We start from the raw sequence: 17,587 nt of genomic DNA on the forward strand, positions 1-17,587 counted from the left end.
TGGCCGTGCTACTGCAGTAGCGGCAGGGGTAGCTCCGTTCTGAATACCTGTATGCTAAAAAAAGCATAACTGCAGTCACGGATGTGAGTCTGCGGGACACGCGTTGTCCGGCGATTGCGCAAAGGCGGGTCCAGCGCATGCGGCAAAGCGTAAAAACACCGAGCGAGCGCTGCCGTATCGCTTGAGTACAGGGACGATTCGGCGATGACGCGCCGATGAGCTGTGCGTGTCCTGTCGAACGGTCAGTCGACTCCAGGGCTGGCGTCGTCTCGCTACGCGCGATCTGTTGTCGTCCCTCCGATGTGCACGACATAAAAAAGCCGCGCCCTGTCCGGGCGCGGCTGGCATCACACGCTGGGCGGCGACGCTGGCAGCGTTGCCGCGGCAGGCTCAGAACTCGGCCCAATCGGACTCGCTGGACGGTGCCAGTGCCACTGCGGAAGGGCCTGCCGGGCGCGCGACAGGCCGCTTGGCGGCCGGTGTGTTCACTGCAACCGGGCGCTGGGCGGCAATGTGGCGCACCACCGGCGTGGCGCGGGTGACTGCTTCCAGCTCGGCCGACAGACGGAACAGCGCCACCGCCTCGGTGAGCTGCTGCGCCTGCTCTTCCATCGAGCGGGCCGCGGCAGTGGCTTCTTCCACCAGCGCCGCATTCTGCTGGGTGGCTTCATCCATGTGGGTCACGGTCTGGTTGACCTGCTCGATGCCGGCGGACTGTTCCTGCGAGGCCGCGGAGATTTCGCTCATGATGTCGGTGACGCGCTGCACCGAGGAGACGATCTCGCTCATGGTGCTGCCGGCCTGGTTCACCAGCGCCGAGCCTTCGGCCACCTTGCTCACCGAATCGTCGATCAGGCCCTTGATCTCCTTGGCGGCACCGGCCGAGCGCTGGGCCAGCGTGCGCACCTCCGAGGCCACCACGGCAAAGCCGCGGCCCTGCTCGCCGGCACGCGCCGCTTCCACGGCCGCATTCAAGGCCAGGATATTGGTCTGGAACGCGATGCCGTCGATGACGGAGATGATCTCGGCGATCTTCTTGGACGAGGTTTCGATGCCGGACATGGTGGTGACCACCTGGCCGACCACATCGCCGCCGTGCGAGGCCACGCTGGCCGCGCCGATGGCCAGCTGGTTGGCCTGGCGCGCGTGCTCGGCGTTCTGCCTGACGGTGGAGGTGAGCTCTTCCATCGAGGCAGCGGTTTCTTCCAGGTTGGCGGCCTGCTGCTCGGTGCGCTGCGACAGATCCTGGTTGCCGGCAGCGATTTCGCCGGCGGCGGTGTTGATGGCCAGGGTGGAATGCTTGATGCGGCTCACGATGTCGGTCAGGCGCTGCACGGTGGCATTGGCATCGTCGCGCAGCCGCGCGAACACGCCGTGGAACTGTCCGTCCATCCGTGCAGTCAGGTCGCCGTCGGCCACCGCGCCCAGCAGTTGCGAGAGCTTGCCCAGGTTGTGGTCGCTGACTTCCATCATCGAGTTCAGGTCGGCCACCATCACCGCGAAATCGTACTTGAAGCGTGCGGCATCGCCACGTGCGCTGAAGTCGCCCGCAGCGGCGGCCTGCGCCAGCTGCTTGATCTCGGTATTGATCGCCAGCAGGCTGGCCTTGGCCGCGTCCATGGCTTCGTGCAGCACCGCACGGCTCGCCGGCAGGCGGCGCGCGTCCTGAGTCAGGTCGCCCTGGGCGTATTGATTGAGGATACGCACCGAGTCGGTGATGGCATCCAGATGTTCGAAGATCATCGTGTTGATGCCGCTGGCCAGCGTGCCGTACACGCCGGGGAAATCTTCGGGCATGCGATGGGTGATGTCTTCGGCCGCGTGCAGGTGCGACATGCGCGCGGTCTCGTCGGAGAAGCGGCGCAGCAACCGGGTCATGTCGCCGGTGGCCTGCAGCATCTGGCCGATTTCGTCCTTGCTGGTGGTGCCGATCTGCGCGCCGAGATCGCCGCGCGAGACCGCCTGGATGGCGCCCAGCGCCTTGGACAGCGGCGTGGTGATGCTGCGTGCGATCAACCAGCCGAAGGTGACCGACAGCGCCGCCATCAGCAGCGTGCCGATCAACAGCACCGCGCTGGTGGCCTTGAACGAGGCGCTGCTGGCCGCAACCATGTTGGCCAGTGCGGTGGACTGCTCTGCGTACATCTTGTCGATGGTCTGGAACAGCACCTTGCGGATGTCGCCGGATTGCTTGTTCGCCGCCACCGCGGCCGCGTAGTCGGGATCCTTGTAGAGCGCGCGCAAGGTCTTGTTGGCTTCGAAGTAACTGGCGCTTTCCTTGGCGAGCTTGTCGTAGCCGGCCTTCAACGGCGAGCCGGCGCCGATCTTGGCTTCCAGCGCCTTCTGCGTTTGTGCGTACTTGCCCTGGATCTCGTCCATGCGGGTCAGGAAGTAGTCGTAGCGCTCGGGGTTCTGCAGATTGACGAACTGGCCCGATTCGTAGATGCGGAATTCACCGCCGAATGCGCGTAGCTCCGACAGCCGGCTCAGCACCGGCACCACATCTTCATTGATCAGCACCGCCTGCTGCTGCATCTGCTTCATCCGCGAGAAGCCCAGCCCGCCGAGCAGGGCAGTGAGCACCGCACTGAGGCAGAACGCAAACATCAGTTTGCGGCGGATGGGCCAGTCGTTGAACTTGTTCATCATTTACTCCAGGGGTGTCGCTGCGCGCGCGATGTTGTCCTGCACGCTAACGGCCCCGGGACTGGATACTTTAAATTTGAATAATGAACAGCGGCGCCGCCCCACACTTTCGATGTGCGGATTGCTGCGGAAAACTGCTGGCTTACCGGCAGCGGTTCGCTACGACAGCCTCTGCCGCTGCTTCGGCAAGGGCAGGTGTTTCGACCCGGTGCGCCCGTGACCAGCCGTGATGACCGGGCGCGACCATTCAGGCGTCGAGTGCACTATTGCGTGGTGCCAGTACCTGCCCGCCTGCGGGCAGGGGATCTGTTGCCGGCGTCTAGGCATCCTGCCACTGACGATCGCTGCCGGCGTCGTTCGCAGAAGGCTTGGTGGTGTGGCGGAGCGGGGCAGCCACGCGCTTGCCGCCGCCGCTTGCGCGCTTGGGCGCGGGCAGGGCACGTACCGCCGAGCTGCTGGTGATTGCGGCCTGCACCGGTGCGGCGCTCTGGCTGAGCTTGAACACCGCCACCGCATCGGTGAGCTGGCCGGCCTGTTCTTCCATCGCGCGTGCGGCGGCGGTGGCTTCTTCCACCAGGGCCGCGTTCTGCTGGGTGGCTTCATCCATCTGCGTGACGGTGAGATTGACCTGTTCGATGCCGGCCGATTGCTCCTGCGAGGCGGCGGAAATCTCGCCCATGATGTCGGTGACGCGCTGCACCGAGGACACGATCTCGGCCATGGTCTTGCCGGCCTGATCCACCAGTGCCGAGCCCTGCGCCACCTTGCCGACCGAATCGTCGATCAGGTGCTTGATCTCCTTGGCCGCAACGGCCGAACGCTGGGCCAGGGTACGCACCTCAGAGGCGACCACTGCAAAGCCACGTCCCTGTTCGCCGGCACGCGCCGCTTCCACCGCAGCGTTCAATGCAAGGATGTTGGTCTGGAAGGCGATGCCATCGATGACCGAGATGATCTCGGCGATCTTCTTCGACGAGACCTCGATGCCGGACATGGTGGTGACCACCTGCGCCACCACGCTGCCGCCATGCGAAGCGACATCGGCTGCGCCGATGGCGAGCTGGTTGGCCTGGCGCGCGTGTTCGGCGTTCTGCCTGACGGTGGAGGTGAGCTCTTCCATCGAGGCGGCGGTTTCTTCCAGGTTGGCGGCCTGTTGCTCGGTGCGCTGCGACAGGTCCTGATTGCCGGCCGCGATCTCGCTGGCGGCGGCATTGATCTGCGTGGCCGAGGTCTGGATGCCGGACACGATGCCGGTCAGCTGCGCCACCGTGGCATTGGCATCGTCGCGCATGCGCGCGAACACACCTTCGAACTGCCCATCCATGCGCACGGTGAGGTCGCCCTCGGCCAGCGCGCTGAGCAGGCTGGAAATACGCTCCAGGCCTTGCGAGGTGGTTTCCAGCAAACCATTGAGCTGGCGACCGAATTCCAGGTAGAAGCCGTGCTTGTCTTCCAGTGCCAGCCGCTGGCCAAAATCGCCCATCAAGGCGGACCGCACCAGTGCGGCCACTTCCTGCTGGGTGCCGACTTCTGCGCTGACATTGCGCCACAGCAGCATGCTGCCGCTGCGACGGCCATCGGCCGCGTACAGCGGGGTCATGGTCAGATCCAGCGTGACCGGGCCGAAGGTGTAGCGCTCCTGGCTGGTGGACTGCAGTTGCTGCAGCCGCTGGGTGCGTGCCTTGCCCTCGCTATCGGTGCCGAACACGTAGTCCAGCGGCTTGCCGACCACGGCATCGGCGCTGAAGCCGTTCTGGCCCTTGGCATGGAAGACGGGCTCACCCTGCGTGAACGAGCTGTGCAGCGCATCGGTGATGAACACCGTGGTGTGTTGTTCGTCGGCCAGCAAGATGTCCATTTCCGAGCGTTCCAGCGCGGTGCGGATGCGCAGGTTTTCGTTGGCGATGGCGGTATCGCGTTCGATGCGTGCGCGCAGGTCGTTCTGCATGCGCTGCATGGCGCCCATCAGGCGGCCCACTTCGTCCTGGCGCTGCACGGCGATGTGGTTATCGAGCTTGCCCGAGGCGATCGCGTCGGCCACGCCCACCGCCGAGTCCAGCGGACGCACCACCTGGCGGCGCAGCAGCAGGAACAAGGCGCCGCTGAGCACCACTGCCGAGCCCAGGCCCACCAGCAGGATCGTCCACAGCAAGCGGTGCGCCTGCTGCATGATGGCGGCGTACGGCACCACCACGCCCAGCGCGAAGCGCTCCTGTGCCTTGCCGATCTGCAACGGCACATACGCACTGACCGTGCCGGCAGCGTCCGGGGTGAAATCGACATAGTCCTTGCCAGCGCCGGTCGCCTGCAGCAATGCACCGTAGCTGCCTCCTTCTGCCGGCTTGCCGATCCGCGCGGCGTCGCGCGAGGCAAGGATCACGCCGGCAGGAGATATCAATTCCACATAACCGCCATCCATCGGACGTAGCGCGCTCAAGCGCTTTTGCAGCGCGGCCAACGCGAAATCGACAGACACCACACCGAGGTACTTGCCGTTCTCCATGATGGGCGTGGACAAGGTGGTCATCAGTACCGGCTTACCGCCAATCACATAGTCGTAAGGACCGGCGACGGTCTGGCGGCCCAGCGCACGCGGCTTGAGGTTCCAGTCGCCGTCGCCGGGCTTTTCGTAGCCGACCAGCGGCTCACGGATCAGCTGCTGTCCGTTGTACGCCCAGTAGGTCATGAAGCGGCCGGTGCTGTCATGGCCTTTGGCATCGACATAGACGCCGTCCTTGCCATCGAACGCCTGCGCTTCCCACAGCGTGCCCATACCCACCCATTCTGGATGGTTCTTCAATTGGTCATGCACGATGGCCGATGCGGCATCGCGGCTGATGCCGCCGTTGCCGCGTTGGGCCAGCAAGGTGCTGGCGACCGACTGGCCGATGGTAAATGCCTGGCCCAGCTCATTGGCGACCTGTTCGGCCTGGTGGCGTGCGGCGTTCTGCATCGTGCTTTGCGCCGAGATCATCAGCGCACGGCTGCTCTGCCAGTAGCTGATGGCTGCGGTCAGGCCGAAGCACAGCGACGCGATGACCGCCGTACCGAACATCAGGCGGTACGCCAGGCGTCCGCTGAAACGTGAGTGCGTGGAAGACGAGGTCATGGGCGTAGCGCCGGAAAGGAAGAAGGACCCCGCCGAAGCGGGGTAGTGCGTTCGCAACAGGTGATAGCGCGACTGGGCGGCGTCCAGGCGGGCGGCCGGTGCTCGGAACCTTCATGCACCGCTCGTACGCTGCGGATTCCGCACGCCGTCCACACCCGGCCGGCGGCGACTTGCGTGGTTGTGTTGCCGCGCTCAGTGAGCCGCCAGGGCCACGCGCTTGGGTGCGCGCGCGCCTGCAGTGGCGTGTGCTTGGGCGGCGGCCTCGATCCGGAAGATCGCCACCGCATCGTCCAGCTGGCGTGCCTGCTGCTGCATTGCGTTGGCGGCGGCGGTGGCTTCTTCCACCAGTGCGGCGTTCTGCTGGGTGCTCTCGTCCATCTGGGTGATGGTGAGGTTGACCTGCTCGATGCCGGCCGACTGCTCCTGCGAGGCGGCGGAAATCTCGCTCATGATGTCGGTGACGCGCTGCACCGAGGACACGATCTCGGCCATGGTCCTGCCGGCCTGATCCACCAGTGCCGAGCCCTGCGCCACCTTGCCGACCGAATCGTCGATCAGGTGCTTGATCTCCTTGGCCGCACCGGCCGAACGCTGGGCCAGGGTACGCACCTCAGAGGCGACCACTGCAAAGCCACGCCCCTGTTCGCCGGCACGCGCCGCTTCCACCGCAGCGTTCAATGCAAGGATGTTGGTCTGGAAGGCAATGCCATCGATGACCGAGATGATCTCGGCGATCTTCCTGGACGAGGTTTCGATGCCGGACATGGTATCCACCACCTGGCTGACCACCTGGCCGCCCTGCGATGCGACGCTGGCCGCACCGATCGCCAACTGGTTGGCCTGACGGGCGCTTTCGGCGTTCTGCTTGACGGTGGAGGTGAGCTCCTCCATCGAGGCGGCGGTTTCTTCCAGATTGGCCGCCTGCTGTTCGGTGCGCTGCGACAGATCGTTGTTGCCGGCGGCGATTTCGCTGGCCGAGCCGGTGATGGAACCGGCGGCCTGCTGGATGCGCCCGACGATGCCGGCCAGCTGCGTGGCGGTGGCGTTGGCGTCGTCGCGCATGCGCGCGAACACGCCGTGGAACTGGCCTTCCATCCGTGCGGTGAGGTCGCCTTCGGCCAGCGCGGCCAGCAGCTCGGACAGCTTGCCCAGATTGCGGTCGCTGACCTCCATCATCGCGTTGAGGTCGTTGATCATGCGTGCCGAATCGTGCTTGAAGCGCGTGGCATCGCCACGCTGGCTGAAGTCGCCTTCGGCGGCCGCCTGCGCCAGGCGCTTGATCTCGGTGTTGATCGCCAGCAGGCTGGCCTTGGCCGCGTCCATCGCTTCGTGCAGCACTGCGCGGGTGCCGGGCAGGCGCGCCGCATCGCGCGACAGATCGCCCTGCGCGTACTCGTTGAGGATGCCGATGGCATCGACGATGGCGTCCAGGTGCTCGAAGATCATGGTGTTGATGCCGCTGGCCAGCTCGCCGTAGACGCCCGGGAAATCGGTCGACATGCGGTGGGTGACGTCGTCGCCGGCATGCATGTGCACCATCACCTTGGTCTGCGCCGAGAAGCGCTCCAGGGTGTGCACCATGTCGTCGGTGGCCTTGAGCATCTGGCCGATTTCATCGTTGCCGTGGGCGGCCGTGCGCACGCTCAGATCGCCGCGCGCCACGCCCTTGATCGCCGCCAGCGCACGTGCCACCGGCTCCAGGATCGAGTTGCCGATCATCCAGCCGGCCAGCAGGTTGAGCAGCACCAGCACGCCACCGGCAAGGGTCACGATGCCGGTGAATGCCAGCGCCTGCGATTGGGTGTCGTCCAGGTAGACGCCGGTCCCGATCACCCAGCCCCACGGCTTGTACAGCGCCGCGTACGAAGTCTTCTGCACCGGGTCTTTCTGGCCCGGCTTGGCCCAGGTGTAATCGACATAACCGCCGCCGGCCTGCGCGGCGGTCACGAATGCCGGAAAGATGCGCTTGCCATCGGGGCTGAGCACATCGGTCAAGGGCTTGCCGTTGAGGTCCGGGCGGGTGGGGTGCATCAGCATCACCGGCGCCTGGTCGGTGACGTAGATATAGTCCACGCCACCGCGAGCGCGCATGGTGGACAAGGTGTGCAGCGCCGCCTTCTTGGCGGCGTCCACGTCCATCTCGCCTTTTTCTGCGCGTTCGGCGTAGCCGTTGACCACCGCGATCGCCATTTCGATCTGGCTCCTGAGGCCATCGCGCCGCGTGTCGGTGAGATCCACGTACTGCATGCGTGCGGCAACGATGGCCAGCGCGATGATGCCCAGCGCCATCAGCGCGGTCTGGGCGAGAAACTTGCGCTTGAGCGGCACGTTGGCCAACGTTTTTGCGAGCGAACTCTTGAAGGTCATGACAGGTATCCAGCAAAGGGAGTGTGACCGGGATGAGTCGAATAGCGACCTGTAGAGAGAAAGGTTGAGCATTGAGCGATGCAAGGTGTGCTAGCCCCGAGCACCGGTTGCCGAAGACGACACCGCAACCGTGGTGCCACGACGCCTGAGCCGCAGGCGTGGCCGACGCCAGGCCAGCGCGCAGGGCGGCACACGCACGACTGGCTGCAGCGCAGCGGCGCGGGAGATGGCCGGCGTGGGCTGGCAATGATTGCGGTGGTGGCCGTGCGGGCGGGTGGGTCGCGCCGGAAGATGCTTAATCGCGCAACGGCTTGCCGTTGCTGGCCACCGAGGCCTGCAGATTCTGCAGTTCCGTCCACAGCAGCTGGCGGGTATCGCCGGCATGGCCCAGCGACAAGGCCTGGGCATCGTGCAGATCGCCGGCATGCAGGGCGCGGTTGGCCTGGCGGTGTTGCGCCAGGTACTGGCCAAGCTGCTGCTGCACCACGGCGAACCGGCGGGCCTGCTCGTCGCGCGGCGCGGTGGCCTGGAAGTACCCGGCGTGGCGGGCGATGCGCTGGCGCAGGTTGCCCAGGCGTTCGTCGTAGGCCTGCACCTGCGCCGGGTCATGCGAGGCGGCGAGCTGGGCGCGCTGGTCTTCGCGCAGCTGCACCAGATCGATGGCCAGCGACTGCAATGCGGTGACCGGCACGCTGTCCAGCAGAACCGATGCCGGCGCAGCCGGCGCCGCGAACGAGGGCGGCATCGAGGCGCCGGCTGCCAGCAAGGCAACGGCAAACATGGCAGCCAGCAGTGGGCGAGCGGAGCGGATGGAATTGGCGATGTGCATGCGGACTTCCTTCAACCTGGCGCGGGCAGTGCGGCCCTCGGTGCTGGTTGTATCGGCCGCATGTGCGTGCGCTTGATCATTTTTCGACCGGCGGCAACAGCCGGGGGCGAGCCCGTTGGGGATGCAGGGGCATCGCGCGGATGGGGTTGCACTGGGCAAGATGGAAAGCGCCCCGGCTGCCCCGGGGCGCTGCTGCGGCGTACTGGGCCGACTGCGCAGATTGGTCGCTGCGCTTGGATCAGCGAGCTGCGCGGTCTCAGAATTCGCGCCAGCTCGCCTCGTTCTCGGTTGCTGCCACCGGCGTCGGCGCGGCCACCACGACAGCGCGTGGGGCGGGCTTGCGCGCGGCCGAGGCCGGGCTGCGGGCTGGGTCTGAGGTCTTGACGCTGGCCAGAGGTTGCGGCGCCGCATGCACTGCCGACGACGGCACCGTTGCGCTGGTCTGGATTTTGAAGATCGACACCGCATCGGCGAGCTGCCCGGCCTGTTCTTCCATGGCACGCGCCGCAGCGGTGGCTTCTTCCACCAAGGCAGCGTTCTGCTGGGTGGTTTCGTCCATCTGCGTCACGCTCTGGTTGACCTGTTCGATGCCGGCCGACTGCTCCTGCGAGGCAGCGGAGATCTCGCCCATGATGTCGGTGACGCGCTGCACCGAGCTGACGATGTCCTTCATGGTCCGGCCCGCCTGGTCCACCAGCGCCGAGCCTTCGGTGACACGACCGACCGATTCGTCGATCAGGCCCTTGATCTCCTTGGCGGCATTGGCCGAGCGCTGCGCCAGTGTGCGCACCTCGCTGGCCACGACCGCGAAGCCGCGGCCCTGTTCGCCGGCGCGTGCCGCTTCCACCGCCGCGTTCAAGGCCAGGATGTTGGTCTGGAAGGCGATGCCGTCGATGACGGTGATGATGTCGGCGATCTTTCTGGACGAGGCTTCGATGCCGGTCATGGTGTCCACGACCTGTCCGACCACCTGGCCGCCCTGCGAGGCCACGGTGGCGGCACCGGCGGCAAGCTGGTTGGCCTGGCGTGCGCTTTCGGCGTTCTGCCTGACGGTGGAGGTGAGCTCCTCCATCGAGGCGGCGGTTTCTTCCAGGCTGGCGGCCTGCTGCTCGGTGCGCTGCGACAGATCCTGATTGCCGGCGGCGATTTCACTGGAGGCGGCATTGATGCTGATTGCCGCGGTCTGGATGCGGCCAACGATGTCGGCCAGCTGCATAGCGGTTCCATTGGCATCGTCGCGCATGCGTGCGAACACGCCGTGGAAGTCGCCCTGCATGCGCGCAGTGAGGTCGCCGACGGCGATCGATTGCAACAGCGTGGACAGCGATTCCAGGTTGCCGTGCGCCGTGGCCATCAAGCGATTGAGGCTCTCGACCATGCCGCGGAAATCGTACTGGAAGCGTTCGGCATCGCCGCGCTGGCTGAAGTCGCCGGCAGCGGCCGCGCTCGCCAGCTGGTTGATCTCGCGGTTGATCGCGCTCAGGTTCTGCTTGACGGTTTCCATCGTCTGGGTGAGCGCAGCCTTTTCGCCCGGCAGTGCGGTCATGTCTTCGCTGAAATCGCCGATCGCATAGCGGCCCATGATCCGCATCAGGCTGTCCTGCACGGTCAGGTGCGCCGCCACCAGCGCGTTACTGTCGCGGACCATGCGGCCGTAATCGCCCGGGAAGGCGCTGCCATCCATGCGGTAGCTGATCTGGCCCGCGTCGTGACGCTTGGCCATCTCCGCCTGCGCGGCCAGCACCGCCTGCAGCTGGGTCTGCATCTTGTCCATGCTGACCAGCAGGCGGCCGGTTTCGTCTTGCGACCGGGTGTCGATGGCGTTGTCCAGCTTGCCGGATGCGATGGCGTCGGCCACGCTCATCGCCTGGCCCATGCGCTTGAGCAATTGGCGGCGAATCATCACGCCCATGCCGACAGCGACCAGGATGGCAAGCAGGCTGCCGAACACGATCGACAGCTTGCTCTTCGTACGCGCCGCCTCCAGCGCCTGCGAACGCTTGGCAAGCAGCTGCTCTTCTTCGTTCTTGAACTCGCCGACGACGCTGCGGAGCACGCCCATCGCCGCGCGGTCGCGGCCTTCACCGAAGACGCTGGCAATTTTCTCGCGGTCGTCGGTGCTTTCACGAATGGCGATGATGCCCTTCTCGGTATCAAGCAATTGGGTGTATGCGACGTCCAGTTTGTCCAGACGCGCCTGCTGCACCGGGTTATCTGCGGTCAGCTGCTTGGCATCGGCAAAGTTCTTCTGGAAGCCCTTCTGGCCGTTTTCGAACGGCTGCAGGTGTTCCTGCTTGCCGGACAGCAGGTAGCCGCGCGCACCGGTTTCGATATTCAGCGCCTGGGTCAGCATGGCATCGCCGGTGGCGATCACCTTGAACGTATGTTCGTTGATTGCGACGGCGTCCTGCAGGGTAGCCTGATTCTTCAGGCTCGTGCCGCCGACGGCCAGCATCACCAGGACAACGGCACCGAAGCCGATGATCAATTGCGCAGAGATCGAAAGATTCTTGGTTTTCATTGCGTGCGGGCCTTTCAGTGGAAGGGCGGAGCAGGTCCAAGCCACTGCACAATTGGACCTGCGGTGGACGATTGGCGTGGAGTGATTGGTCGGCAGGCGCCATCACGCGCTTGCCAGGAAGAGCAGGCCGGTTGGGCTTGCCCGGAACGTGTATCGCCTCCGATGCCGGCAGCACCGTGCGCCGGCCTTCAACTCCATTAACGGCGCCGGTCTTGTTCACTTGACGTGCACATCTCTAAATTCGGCGTGTGTTCAGCACTTCGTCAGTTTCGACACGCATGAATCCGCCAGGACTGGGTTCTTGCCGCAGGCAGCCGGCCCGCACGCGCGGATGAAGCGCGTGCCGATGCCGGGTTCTCGCGCGCAGGCTGACAGCGGGCTGCGGCCCACGCCATGCGCAAGTGGATTCCGGCCGCTGACAGTGGTGGCGTGGCAGATACGTGCGCGCACAAACGCACGGGCCCCGACATCGCAGTCGGGGCCCGTGCATGGAGGCTGTGCAACCGCAGCCGGCCAAGCCGCTTGCGTCAGAACTCGTGCCAGCTGGTGTCGCCGTCTGTTGGTGTCGTGCACCATCGTGCCGAAATCGCCGGGAAATGCCTGCGGATCCATGCGGTAGCTGATCTGGCCGGCATCATGGCGTTGCGCCATCTCCGACTGCGCAGCCAGCACGGCCTGCAACTGCTGCTGCATGCCCTGCATGCTCGCCAGCAGCTGCCCGGCTTCGTCGCGGCTATCGACCTGGATGGTGTTGTCCAGCTTGCCGCGGGCAATGGCCCCGGCCACGCGGGTCGCACGGCCCAGCGGGCCGGCGATGCTGCGGGCGAGGAACCAGCCGGCGAAGGCCGCCAACAGGACCACCAGCGCCATGGCTGCAATCATCACCTTCACCGATTGCAGAGAACGACTGGCCTCGTGGGCGCCCGTCAGTGGTTGGGCCAATGACGATGGCGGAGTCGAAAGATCCGAACAAAGGGCCAGAATCTCCGTCGGTGGTGTCGGGCCGGGCGGGTGTCACGGATGCCGGCAGTCCCCATACTGCCGGCGATCATTCCAGTGCCGATCGAATCGTCGATCGCGTCGTGGAGTTGACTGCCGCCGCGTCCGTGCCGCGTATTGCCTTACGCGGCCTGCGGCACCTTCAACGAGCGCACCAGCCCGCCGATGTCCACGATCAGCGAGACACGGCCATCGCCGAGGATGGTGGCGCCGGAGACGCCGGGGATGCGGCGGTAGTTGTTCTCGATGTTCTTGACCACCACCTGCTGCTGGCCGAGCAGTTCGTCCACTTCCAGCGCGATCTTCTGGCCGTCGCCTTCGACCACCACCACCAGCGATTCGGTGGAGGACTGTTGCCCGCCGAAGCCGTAGTACTCGGTGAGCGACAGGATCGGCAGATACTCGCCACGCACCCGCAGCACCCGGCCATCGCCCGCCATCGAGCGGACATCTTCCGGCGCCGGCTGCAGTGCTTCGAGCACGTAGGACAGCGGCAGGATCAGCGTTTCGCCGGCGACCGAGACGGTCATGCCGTCGAGGATGGCCAGGGTCAGCGGCAGACGGATCAACACGCGAGTCCCGCTGCCGGCGTTGCTTTCCAGCTGTACTTCGCCGCCCAGGCCCTGGATGTTGCGGCGGACCACGTCCATGCCCACGCCACGACCGGACAGGTCGGTGACGGCATCGGCGGTGGAGAAGCCCGGCGCGAAGATCAGGTCCCACACCTGCGCATCGGTCGGGTTGTCCGGCACGGCGATGCCGCGTTCGGCCGCCTTTTCCAGGATCTTGGCGCGATTGAGGCCACGGCCGTCGTCGCTGACTTCGATCACGATGTGGCCGCCCTGATGCGAGGCCGCCAGGGTGATCGTGCCGGTTTCTTCCTTGCCCGCGGCGCGGCGCGCATCGGGCATTTCCAGACCGTGGTCGATGGAGTTGCGTACCAGATGGACGAGCGGGTCGGCGATCTTTTCGATCAGCCCCTTGTCCAGCTCCGTGCTTTCGCCAATGGTGCGCAGGCGGACCTGCTTGCCGAGGCGGCTGGAGAGGTCGCGCACCAGGCGCGGGAAGCGGCGGAACACCGCATCCACCGGCAGCATGCGCACGCCGATGACCGCTTCCTGCAGATCGCGGGTGTTGCGCTCGAGCAGGTCCAGGCCGGCGAACAGCTGTTCGGCATGCGCCGGGTCCAGGCCGGTGGAGACCTGCTTGAGCATGGCCTGGGTAATCACCAACTCGCCGACCAGGTTGATCAGGGCATCGACCTTGTCCACGCTGACGCGGATGGAGCTTTCGGCTTCTGCGGCGGCCGCCTTGGCCGGCGTTGCGGCAGCGGCAGCGGGTTCAGCGGCTGCGGCAGCGACCGGTGCAACGGCGGCCACTGGCGCGGCGGCGTCCACCGCCAGGCTCGGCGGCGGGCCGGGCACCGCCATCGGGCGGATGTCGAGCTCGCAGTCGTCCACCACCCAGGCAAAGGTGTCTTCGATCTTGCTGCGCGGAATCTTGCCGATCAGGCCCAGGTCCCACGCCAGATAGGCTTCCAGCGGGTCGATGTTTTCAAAGCCCGGCATGCGCTCCAGGCGCGCGGCGATCTGCAGCGGGCCCAGATGCTCCAGCTCGCGGATGATGCGCAGCGGGTCGTTGCCGCTCATGAACAGCGACGGCGCCGGGGTGAAACCGATGTGCCAGGCTTCGGGTTCTTCTTCCTTGGGCTTGGCCACCACTGCGGCGGCCGGTGCTTCGCCGGCCAGCACCGCGTTCAGGCGGGTATGCACGGCCTTGACCGCGGCCGGGTCGGCCGGGGTGCCGTGTTCGGCTTCGCGCAGCAGGGCGCGCAGCACGTCGACCGAGCCCAGCATGGCATCGACAGCATTGGCTTCGAGCTGGCGCTTGTTGGAGCGCAGCTCGTCCAGCAGCGTTTCCAGCACGTGGGTCAGGCCGGCGACGGCCTCGAACCCGAAGGTGGCAGCGCCGCCCTTGATGGAGTGCGCGGCGCGGAACACCGAGTTGATGATTTCCGGGTCGCGGTTGCCCTCTTCAAGGGACAACAGCCCGGCCTCCATCGCGTCGAGCCCTTCACGGCTTTCCTCGAAAAAGGTGGCGTGGAAACGTTGCAGGTCCATGCTCATGGGCGTGAGATCCGATGGTGAAGCGAGTAAGGGTTAACCGAGAACTTTCTGCACGGTGGCGATCAGCTGTTCTGGATTGAACGGCTTGACCAGCCAGCCGGTGGCACCGGCGGCCTTGCCTTCGGACTTCTTGTCGGCCGCCGATTCGGTGGTGAGCATCAGCATCGGGGTGAACTTGTAGTCCGGCAGCTGGCGCAGCTCGCGGATCAACGAGATGCCGTCCATGTTGGGCATGTTCACGTCGGTCACCACCGCATTGAAGCGCTGGCCCTTCGCGCGGCCCAGCGCAACGGCGCCGTCTTCGGCTTCTTCGACGGCAAAGCCGGCAGAGGTGAGGGCGAAAGAGACCATCTGGCGCATCGACGCCGAATCGTCCACCACCAAGATACGTGCGCTCATGCGGCGTTCTCCACAGATTTCAGGTTGTCATTGGATGCGGGAAGTCCGAGCGCGTCGGTGACGCCGAGCAGACGGGCCGCATCCCTAAAGGTGTCGTTACAGCCATCGAATTCGGTATGCAGACCGGCCTGGCGGCGGCTCTGCACGAAGGCGCAGAGCAACTGCACGCTGGCGGTGTGGATACGCCGGACTTCGCCGGCATCAAGCACCAGGTCGCCGTCCTGGGTGAGGAATCCGGCAAGCTTCTGCTTGAGGTCGGCGCTGGACTCGATGCCGAGATCCTCACCCAATGTCACTGTGCTCATTGTTGCTCCGAACGGATGGTTCTATGCGTACTAGCGGCGGGGGGCGGGAAAGCTTTAACGGTGAATCGGCCAGACGCCAGATTGTGCAGGCCTGGGGTCGGGTTCACGCGCGTTTCAGTGCAACAGGTGCGTGGCATCGAGCAGGATCATCGGATGATGGCCCAGGCGCGCGACGCCGCGGAACAGGTTGTTGGAGATGCGGCACAGCCGGGCGTTGTCCGGCGGTTCGATCTGCTGGTCGGTGAGGCTGGTGACGTCTTCCACGGCCGACACGCGCAGGCCCATGGTTTCGCCGTTTTCTTCCAGCACCACCACCCGCGTCTGCACGTCCATGTCCACCGGCGATGCGCCCAGGTGGATGCCCAGATCGATCACCGGCACCACCTGGCCACGCAGGTTCATGATGCCCAGCATGGCGCTGGGCGTGCCGCGCAGTGGCAGCAATGGCACTGGCAGCACCACCTCCTGCACCTTGAGCAGTTCCAGCGCATAGGTCTGTTCGCCACAGCGCAGACGCAGCCAGCGGGTGCTGCGTTCGCTGGCACGGCGCTCGGCGTGGATCGTGTCGGCCTGGCCGGGAGCCAGCAGCGCCTGCAGCCCGGTCGGTGCCATCGGCGCCGGCGCGGCGCGGGCAGGTGCCGGGGCCGCGCGTGGCGGCAGCGCGGCGGGAGCGGGCGCAGCTGCCGGCACGGCGACCGCTGCGGGCTCCAGCCCGAAGGCCGGGTCGGCATCCATTTCTGCCAGCAGATCGGCAGTCAGCAGGTCCACCGAAGACGGCCCGGTTGCGAAGGCGGGGTCCGCATCCATCTCGGCCAGGAAATCGGCGGCGATGTCGGCAGCGCTTGGGCCGGCAACCACCGGCGGGCCGAAGGCCGGGTCGGCGTCCATTTCGGCCATCAGGTCGGCCGTGCTCATGAACGCGCTGGGCGTGGCTGGCGCGAACGCCGGGTCTGCATCCATCTCGGCCAGGAAATCGGCGGCGATGTCGTCGGCGCTGGGCTTGGTGACGACCGGTGCGAAGGCAGGGTCGGCATCCATTTCGGCCAGGAAGTCGGCAGCGATGTCTTCTGCGCTGGGCTTGGCGACGACCGGCGCGAAGGCAGGATCGGCATCCATTTCGGCCAGGAAGTCGGCAGCGATGTCTTCTGCGCTGGGCTTGGCGACGACCGGCGCGAACGCCGGGTCTGCATCCATCTCGGCCAGGAAATCGGCGGCGATGTCGGCAGCACTGGGTGCGGCGGCGACTGGCACAGCGAGAGCCGGCTCCGAACGCATGTCGGCCAGCAGATCGGCGGCGGCGACGTCCGGCTGTGCGGCGACCGCAACCGGCGCGTCGGCGACAGCGACGTCGCTGTCTTCGATCGTGGCGAGCGCCGCGGCCGGTTCGGCGGCCAGGGGAACAGCGACCGGAGTGCTTGCGACGGCAGCGGGAATCTCCACGCCGGCATCGTGCAGCAAGCCTTCCAGATAATCGTCCAGCTCACCGTTGGCGGTGTGGTTGCTCATGCGGCTTGCTCCATGCGCATCGCGTCATCGGCCAGCACCCATTCCAGCGCACGGCGATAGGCCGACAGGCCGCGGCCCGGATAGTCGCCGCCGACGGCGGGGACGGTGAGTGCGGCGGCGTTGCATAGACGGGTATCCATCGGAACGGCGTCTTCCCACACCACCGGACCGTAGGTGGTTTGCATTTCCTTGAGCGTTTCGTTGCCGGCGCGGGTGCGGCGGTCGAACAGGGTCGGCAGGATCGACACCGGCAGTTCGCGGCGACGCGAGCGCTGCACCATGTCGGCGGTGCGCACCATGCTGGCCAGGCCATGCAGGGCGAGCGGTTCGGCCTGGGTCGGCACCACCACGCGGTCGCAGGCGGCCAATGCGTTGATCATCAGCAGGCCCAGCGTGGGCGGGCAGTCGAGCAGGATGTAATCGTGCTGGCCGGCGTGGCGCGTCATCGCATTCTGCAGGGCCAGGCCCAGGCCGGGCTGGTTGGCGCTGCGGCGCTCCAGCGTAGCCAGGGCAGCCTGTGCGCACACGTACGACAGGCCGGGGATGGCGCTTTCGTGCGCCAGGCTGGCCAGATCGCTCGGCGGGGTGCCGAACAGGTCCAGCACCCCGCGCGGCGGCGGATCGACCGCCACGCCGAACGCGCGGGTAAGCGAGGAGTGCGGATCGAGGTCGATCAACAAGACGCGGTTGCCGAGCGCGGCCAGGCCGCGACCCAGTGCCAGGGTCGTGGTGGTCTTGCCGACGCCGCCCTTTTGGTTGGCGATTGCCCAGATACGCATG

At 66.3% G+C, this 17,587-nt stretch carries 10 protein-coding genes and 1 pseudogene; all 11 read right to left on the reverse strand.

What is annotated here, in order from left to right; translation table 11 throughout:
- Positions 1–390: 390 nt before the first annotated feature.
- Positions 391–2,646 carry a methyl-accepting chemotaxis protein gene (locus tag HG421_RS07760; RefSeq protein ID WP_169705924.1) on the reverse strand — a complete coding sequence of 752 codons (2,256 nt, stop codon included), beginning with the start codon at positions 2,644–2,646 and terminating at the stop codon, positions 391–393.
- Positions 2,647–2,965: 319 nt separating this feature from the next.
- Positions 2,966–5,755: a methyl-accepting chemotaxis protein gene (locus tag HG421_RS07765; RefSeq protein WP_169705925.1), complete on the reverse strand. Its 2,790-nt coding sequence runs from the start codon at positions 5,753–5,755 to the stop codon at positions 2,966–2,968.
- Positions 5,756–5,947: 192 nt separating this feature from the next.
- On the reverse strand, positions 5,948–8,122 hold the full coding sequence (locus HG421_RS07770; RefSeq protein WP_169705926.1) for a methyl-accepting chemotaxis protein: 2,175 nt from the start codon (positions 8,120–8,122) through the stop codon (positions 5,948–5,950).
- 295 nt (positions 8,123–8,417) lie between these two features.
- On the reverse strand, positions 8,418–8,951 hold the full coding sequence (locus tag HG421_RS07775) for a hypothetical protein (protein WP_169705927.1): 534 nt from the start codon (positions 8,949–8,951) through the stop codon (positions 8,418–8,420).
- Positions 8,952–9,207: 256 nt separating this feature from the next.
- Positions 9,208–11,472, reverse strand: coding sequence for a methyl-accepting chemotaxis protein (locus tag HG421_RS07780; protein ID WP_169705928.1), 2,265 nt, complete (start codon positions 11,470–11,472; stop codon positions 9,208–9,210).
- 558 nt (positions 11,473–12,030) lie between these two features.
- Positions 12,031–12,369, reverse strand: a pseudogene (locus tag HG421_RS07785) (HAMP domain-containing protein); the annotation flags it as partial.
- 224 nt (positions 12,370–12,593) lie between these two features.
- Entirely contained in the window at positions 12,594–14,597 is a 2,004-nt protein-coding gene (locus HG421_RS07790; RefSeq protein ID WP_169705929.1) for a chemotaxis protein CheA, read from the reverse strand.
- Between the two features lie 33 nt (positions 14,598–14,630).
- On the reverse strand, positions 14,631–14,996 hold the full coding sequence (locus tag HG421_RS07795; RefSeq protein WP_002806565.1) for a response regulator: 366 nt from the start codon (positions 14,994–14,996) through the stop codon (positions 14,631–14,633).
- Positions 14,993–15,301 carry an STAS domain-containing protein gene (locus tag HG421_RS07800; RefSeq protein WP_169705930.1) on the reverse strand — a complete coding sequence of 103 codons (309 nt, stop codon included), beginning with the start codon at positions 15,299–15,301 and terminating at the stop codon, positions 14,993–14,995. Before HG421_RS07800 ends, HG421_RS07795 begins: the two co-directional genes overlap by 4 nt.
- Positions 15,302–15,415: 114 nt before the next feature.
- Entirely contained in the window at positions 15,416–16,495 is a 1,080-nt protein-coding gene (locus HG421_RS07805) for a chemotaxis protein CheW (protein WP_429001915.1), read from the reverse strand.
- A 308-nt stretch (positions 16,496–16,803) separates the two neighbouring features.
- A complete protein-coding gene (locus HG421_RS07810; protein ID WP_169705932.1) occupies positions 16,804–17,586 on the reverse strand; it encodes a ParA family protein in 783 nt (260 codons plus the stop codon).
- Between the last annotated feature and the right edge of the window lies 1 nt (position 17,587).

Source organism: Xanthomonas campestris pv. badrii, from assembly GCF_012848175.1.
In the GTDB taxonomy this organism is placed as follows: domain Bacteria; phylum Pseudomonadota; class Gammaproteobacteria; order Xanthomonadales; family Xanthomonadaceae; genus Xanthomonas; species Xanthomonas campestris_C.

Bases quoted from the DNA above. Each gene is read 5' to 3' on its own strand.
- HG421_RS07760 (WP_169705924.1), bottom strand. From the start codon at position 2,646: ATGAACAAGTTCAACGACTGGCCCATCCGCCGCAAACTGATGTTTGCG.
- HG421_RS07765 (WP_169705925.1), bottom strand. From the start codon at position 5,755: ATGACCTCGTCTTCCACGCACTCACGTTTCAGCGGACGCCTGGCGTAC.
- HG421_RS07770 (WP_169705926.1), bottom strand. From the start codon at position 8,122: ATGACCTTCAAGAGTTCGCTCGCAAAAACGTTGGCCAACGTGCCGCTC.
- HG421_RS07775 (WP_169705927.1), bottom strand. From the start codon at position 8,951: ATGCACATCGCCAATTCCATCCGCTCCGCTCGCCCACTGCTGGCTGCC.
- HG421_RS07780 (WP_169705928.1), bottom strand. From the start codon at position 11,472: ATGAAAACCAAGAATCTTTCGATCTCTGCGCAATTGATCATCGGCTTC.
- HG421_RS07790 (WP_169705929.1), bottom strand. From the start codon at position 14,597: ATGAGCATGGACCTGCAACGTTTCCACGCCACCTTTTTCGAGGAAAGC.
- HG421_RS07795 (WP_002806565.1), bottom strand. From the start codon at position 14,996: ATGAGCGCACGTATCTTGGTGGTGGACGATTCGGCGTCGATGCGCCAG.
- HG421_RS07800 (WP_169705930.1), bottom strand. From the start codon at position 15,301: ATGAGCACAGTGACATTGGGTGAGGATCTCGGCATCGAGTCCAGCGCC.
- HG421_RS07805 (WP_429001915.1), bottom strand. From the start codon at position 16,495: ATGGATGCAGACCCGGCGTTCGCGCCGGTCGTCGCCAAGCCCAGCGCA.
- HG421_RS07810 (WP_169705932.1), bottom strand. From the start codon at position 17,586: ATGCGTATCTGGGCAATCGCCAACCAAAAGGGCGGCGTCGGCAAGACC.